General features: G+C 56.1%; 4 protein-coding genes. 1 reads left to right on the top strand and 3 read right to left on the bottom strand.

Annotation, left to right across the window (positions count from 1 at the left end):
- Window positions 1-36: 36 nt before the first annotated feature.
- Genes HMPREF9538_RS17590 through manX form a run of 3 tightly spaced genes read right to left on the bottom strand, consistent with a single transcriptional unit; the run spans window position 37 to window position 2729 of the window.
- Window positions 37-888 carry a PTS mannose transporter subunit IID gene (locus HMPREF9538_RS17590; RefSeq protein WP_004145526.1) on the bottom strand — a complete coding sequence of 284 codons (852 nt, stop codon included), beginning with the start codon at window positions 886-888 and terminating at the stop codon, window positions 37-39.
- Between the two features lie 12 nt (window positions 889-900).
- Window positions 901-1701 carry a PTS mannose/fructose/sorbose transporter subunit IIC gene (locus HMPREF9538_RS17595; RefSeq protein WP_002910918.1) on the bottom strand — a complete coding sequence of 267 codons (801 nt, stop codon included), beginning with the start codon at window positions 1699-1701 and terminating at the stop codon, window positions 901-903.
- Between the two features lie 56 nt (window positions 1702-1757).
- Complete coding sequence (gene manX, locus HMPREF9538_RS17600) at window positions 1758-2729, bottom strand: PTS mannose transporter subunit IIAB (RefSeq protein WP_020316578.1); 972 nt, start codon at window positions 2727-2729, stop codon at window positions 1758-1760.
- Window positions 2730-3175: 446 nt separating this feature from the next.
- Here manX and yoaE point away from each other — a divergent pair, with 446 nt between their 5' ends.
- On the top strand, window positions 3176-4735 hold the full coding sequence (gene yoaE, locus HMPREF9538_RS17605; protein ID WP_009484661.1) for a CNNM family cation transport protein YoaE: 1560 nt from the start codon (window positions 3176-3178) through the stop codon (window positions 4733-4735).
- The last annotated feature ends 27 nt before the right edge of the window (window positions 4736-4762 follow it).

The raw sequence follows: 4762 nt of genomic DNA, 5'->3' as shown, positions 1-4762 counted from the left end.
AAGCCGGGGGCAAGCCCCCGGCGTACAGCCTGGAAATTACAGACCCAGCAGGCCGACCGCGTAGCCGGCGATACCGATGACGAAGAAGCCAACGATGATCCACAGCGGGTTAACTTTCTTACGCAGCAGCCACATACAGGCGAAGGTCAACAGCAGCGGCACCAGACCAGGCATCAGCTGATCAAGGATAGTCTGCACCGTGGTGACGTGAACCTGTCCGTCAGAGCCGGTGATTTTTGACACCACCATCGGAATGTTCACATGCGTCCACTTGTTAACCAGCGCCCCCATGACAAACAGGCCGAGGATTGACGCCCCCTCAGTCAGTTTCTGCAGGAAGCCGCCGCCCATATCTTTAACGATATCCACGCCTTTGCGATAACCATAGGCGACACCGTAGTAACGGGTCAGCAGACGCACCGCGTTGAACAGGATAAAGAACAGCAGAGGACCGAGCAGGCTACCGCTCATCGCGATCCCGGCGCCTAAGGCTGCAAACACCGGACGCACGGTACCCCAGAAGATCGGGTCGCCAACGCCGGCCAGCGGTCCCATCAGACCGACTTTGATGCCGTTGATAGCGCCATCGTCAATCTCTGCGCCATTGGCGCGCTGCTCTTCCATCGCCAGCGTTACGCCCAGTACCGGAGCGGCAACGTAAGGGTGGGTGTTGAAAAACTCAAGGTGACGCTTAATCGCCTGCTTACGCGCATCGTTGTTCTCCGGGTACAGACGACGAATCGCCGGAACCATAGAGAAGCAGAACCCCAGCGCCTGCATACGTTCGAAGTTCCATGAACCCTGGAACAGGTTAGAACGAATGAACACGCCACGAATATCACTCTGTGTGAGTTTTTTCTCGGTGGTATTTTTAGTCATATCAACCATTTCGCTCACCTGTTAGTCCAGTTCGTTATCGAGATCGTTGTTACCAGCCGCCTGAGCCGGCGCACCGGCGACGCGGTTATATTTCGGGCTCAGCTGGATGTAGAGGATTGCCATGACCGCACCAATCACACCCAGGGCCACCAGGTTGAAGTTGGTGAAGGCGGCGGTGACGAAGCCGAGGTAGAAGAACGGCATCAGATAGCCTGCGCGCATCATGTTGATGACCATTGCATAACCGACAACCACGATCATACCGCCGGCGATGTTCAGACCGCTGGTGACCACTTCCGGGATAGCATTCAGCAGGCCCTGAACTTCGCTGGTGCCGACGGAAATCGCCACGATAACGGCCGGGATAGCGATACGCATCGCCTGCAGGAACAGGGACGAGACGTGCAGCCACGACAGGGCGGTCAGGTTGCCATTCTCCGCCGCTTTATCCGCCGCGTGCTGGAAGGCCACGGTGATGGTGCGCACGATGATGGTCAGCACCTGGCCTGCCGCCGCCAGCGGGATAGCCAGCGCGATACCGGCGCCGATGCTCTGATGGCCGGCAATAACCAGGACGGTGGAAATAATGGACGCCAGCGCGGCATCAGGGGCTACCGCCGCACCGATATTCATCCAGCCCAGGGCTATCATCTCCAGCGTACCGCCGATGATAATACCGGTTTTCATATCGCCGAGAACGGCGCCGATCAGCGTACAGGCGATCAGAGGACGGTGGAACTGAAATTCATCAAGTACCGACTCCATACCCGCAATACACGCGACGATGAACACCAGCACAATCTGAAGAAGGGTAATCTCCATTGTACTTCTCCTGTTGATTAAGTCTTAAAGTGAAAACTGGGGCGCGATCCGCCGGGTTATTTATCAACCTTAGCGATCAGATCCATCATTTTCAGTTTCGGGTCGGTGGACACTTTACGTGCCTCCAGCTCGATACCGCGGGCGTTCAGCTTTTTAAACGCCTCAATATCTTTGGCATCGACTGAAATCGCGTTGTTAACCTGGGTTTTACCCTGGCGGAACGCCATACCGCCGATGTTGACGCTGGTGATTTTCACGCCGCCCTCGACGATACGTTCAACGTCGGTCGGGTTAGTAAACAGCAGCATAACGCGCTGTCCGGCATACTTGGGGTTGTTGTAGACGCGGATCATTTTGGCCACATCCACCACGTGAGCGGTGACGCCCGGCGGCGCAACCTGGGTCAGCAGAGTTTTACGCACGGTATCCGCGGCCACTTCATCACTGACAACGATGATGCGGGTAACGTTGGTCTCTTTGGTCCAGCGGGTGGCGACCTGACCATGGATCAGACGGTCGTCTATACGCGCAAGGCCAATTACCATGTAGTCGTCCGGGCCCATGGGTTTGGCCGGTGCGGCGGCTTTTGGCGCTGCGACAGGCGCGGGCGCAGGGGCCGCTTTTTCCACCGGTTTGGCTTTAAGCGCTTTCACGCCTTCGCTGCCGGTTTCAACCGCTAAGGCGACCAGTTCATCAAAGGAAGGATCGTCGTCGCGGGCCATGAAGGTTTCCACCAGCATCGGGATATTGACGCCGGCGATAACTTCGTAATGCTCTTTATCGACGACAATGCGGCTCGCAGCGTTGAAAGGGCTGCCTCCCCATGTATCGACGAGAAACAGCACGCCTTTACTGGTATCCAGTTTTGCCAACTGGGTGTTGTATTTCTCGATCAACGTTTCGGCATTTTCACCCGGAACGAAATCGATCCAGCCAACGTTTTCCTGCTCGCCCAACAGCATTTCTGCTGTTTTCAGCAGCTGTTCTGCAGCCCAACCATGTGTGCCTATTACAATAGCAATCGTCACTTGCTACCTCCTTTATTATCGTGAATGCATCATCTGCTTTGATACATCCTGAATCACTCTTGAGGACAAAATCGATTCAGTTAGGGTGTAAGATAGAAAATAGTTACTACCGCGAATTATTTTAGACAGTGAAAAAATAATTAATGTGATGAAGATCCGTTAATCACGTATCGTCTGCGAATAATTTTGCAGCGCAAAAAATAGCCTTAGTTATTGCAAATTCAGGTAAATTATTTCCAATTTCGATCTATATTTTGCTATGTTTAACTTCCGTTTAATTACTCAGGAGTATAGGGCATAGCCCGCAGTATGGACCGTCATCGACGTCTTTTCACTTTCTGGCATCTGATTGCCACCTCTACGTATCCCGCATTTCTTTCAGCACCTGGTGTCGCGCCCCTGCATGGCATGGCGATGACTGACCTTGCCGCAAACCGGAGTCGTACATGGAATTGTTAATGGATCCCTCAATCTGGGCCGGCCTGTTGACGCTTATCGTTCTGGAAATTGTGCTCGGTATCGACAACCTGGTGTTTATTGCCATCCTGGCGGACAAACTGCCGCCGAAGCAGCGCGATAAAGCGCGTCTGATCGGCCTGTCACTGGCGCTGGTTATGCGCCTGGGACTGCTGTCGGTCATCTCCTGGATGGTGACGCTGACGAAACCACTGATTACCATCGCCGATTTCTCCTTTTCCGGGCGCGATCTCATCATGCTGCTCGGCGGGATCTTCTTGTTGTTTAAGGCGACAACCGAGCTGCATGAACGGCTGGAAAACCGCCAGCACGATGCCGGTCACGGTAAAGGCTATGCCAGTTTCTGGGTAGTAGTATTGCAGATAGTGGTGCTGGATGCCGTCTTCTCCCTGGACGCCGTGATCACGGCGGTCGGGATGGTTAACCATCTGCCGGTGATGATGGCGGCGGTGGTGATCGCGATGATCTTGATGCTGCTGGCCTCCAAGCCGTTGACGCGCTTTGTCAACCAGCACCCGACGGTGGTCGTGCTCTGTCTGAGCTTCCTGTTGATGATTGGCCTTAGCCTGGTGGCGGAAGGGTTTGGCTTCCATATTCCGAAAGGGTATCTGTACGCGGCGATCGGTTTCTCGATCATTATCGAGTTCTTTAACCAGGTGGCGCGCCGTAACTTTGTTCGCCACCAGTCGACGCTGCCGCTGCGCGCTCGGACCGCGGATGCCATCCTGCGCCTGATGGGCGGCCGCAAACAGGCCTCCGTCAGCCATGACGCAGACAGTCCAGCCGCGGTGCCCGTTCCCGAGGGCGCCTTTGCGGAAGAAGAGCGCTACATGATTAACGGCGTGCTGACCCTGGCCCAGCGTTCCCTGCGCAGCATCATGACCCCGCGCGGAGAAATCAGCTGGGTCGACGCTGAGCAGAGTGAAGATGAAATTCGTCGTCAGCTGCTGTCGTCGCCGCACAGCCTCTTCCCGGTCTGCCGCGGAGAGCTGGATGAAATCATTGGTATCGTGCGGGCGAAAGAGATGCTGGTGGCCCTGGAGTCGGGGGAAAACGTCGCGGCGCTGGCTTCTGCCTCCCCGGCAATTGTCGTTCCGGAAACGCTGGACCCGATCAATCTGCTCGGGGTCCTGCGTCGGGCGCGCGGCAGCTTCGTCATCGTAACTAATGAATTTGGCGTGGTGCAGGGGCTGGTCACGCCGCTGGACGTCCTTGAAGCCATCGCCGGTGAATTCCCGGACGCTGATGAGACGCCAGAGATTGTCATCGATGGCGATGGCTGGCTTATTAAGGGGTCGACCGACCTGCATGCGCTGCAGCAGGCGCTGGGGCTGGATCCACTGTTCAATGACGATGAGGATATTGCCACCGTTGCCGGGCTGGTGATCTCCGCCAATGGTCATATCCCGCGCATTGGCGACGTCGTGTCGCTTCCGCCGCTGCATTTTACCGTAGTGGAAGCGAATGATTACCGGGTCGATCTGGTGCGCGCGGTGGTCACTCGTCCGCCGAGCGACGAAGAAGAGTAATCGCCAGGCTCGCCGGCCGCTGCGGCC

It is taken from the genome of Klebsiella sp. MS 92-3, assembly GCF_000195655.1.
Taxonomy (GTDB): Bacteria; Pseudomonadota; Gammaproteobacteria; order Enterobacterales; family Enterobacteriaceae; genus Klebsiella; species Klebsiella pneumoniae.
This window is presented reverse-complemented; position numbering and strand designations above follow the sequence as displayed.

Bases quoted from the DNA above. Each gene is read 5' to 3' on its own strand.
- HMPREF9538_RS17595 (WP_002910918.1), bottom strand. From the start codon at position 1,701: ATGGAGATTACCCTTCTTCAGATTGTGCTGGTGTTCATCGTCGCGTGT.
- yoaE (WP_009484661.1), top strand. From the start codon at position 3,176: ATGGAATTGTTAATGGATCCCTCAATCTGGGCCGGCCTGTTGACGCTT.
- HMPREF9538_RS17590 (WP_004145526.1), bottom strand. From the start codon at position 888: ATGGTTGATATGACTAAAAATACCACCGAGAAAAAACTCACACAGAGT.